Annotated in this window: 1 protein-coding gene; it reads right to left on the bottom strand. The window is 53.6% G+C overall.

Annotated features, from left to right (window positions below; translation table 11 throughout):
• The coding region (locus ACTHUR_RS20530; protein ID WP_440400642.1) for a DNA polymerase at positions 1-455 on the bottom strand (455 nt) is incomplete at both ends.

Raw genomic sequence — 455 nt, 5'->3', positions numbered from 1 at the left:
CGACCGTCTTTGGGCGAAATCATTTCGGGCAGTTTGTCGGTGTAAGTGGATTTGAGTTTTGCCAGGCTGCGGTTTTGCAGGATGATTTTGGGCAATGGATAATCGGGCGCGAGCTGTTCGAGCACGGCTTCGTTGGTGGAAATGCCGCCTTTGGCAGTTTTTTTCAGTCCTTTGGTGGGGATGCCCATTTTGTCGAACAGGATTTCTTGAAGCTGTTTGGGCGAGTTGAGGTTGAACGGCTGGCCTGCGGCGGCGTAGGCTTCTTGTTCGAGCTTCATCAGTTCGGCGCCGAGTTCTGCGCTTTGGCGGGCGAGTTCGGCGCGGTCGATTTGTACGCCGTTGCGTTCCATTTCAAACAATACTTGCGCAACAGGCAGCTCCATTTTTTCATACATTTCAAGCTGTTTGTCGTCCATTTGCGCGCGCAGGTGCGCTTCGAGGCGCAGGGCAAAATC

It is taken from the genome of Neisseria sp. P0021.S007 (genome assembly GCF_051956855.1).
This window is presented reverse-complemented; position numbering and strand designations above follow the sequence as displayed.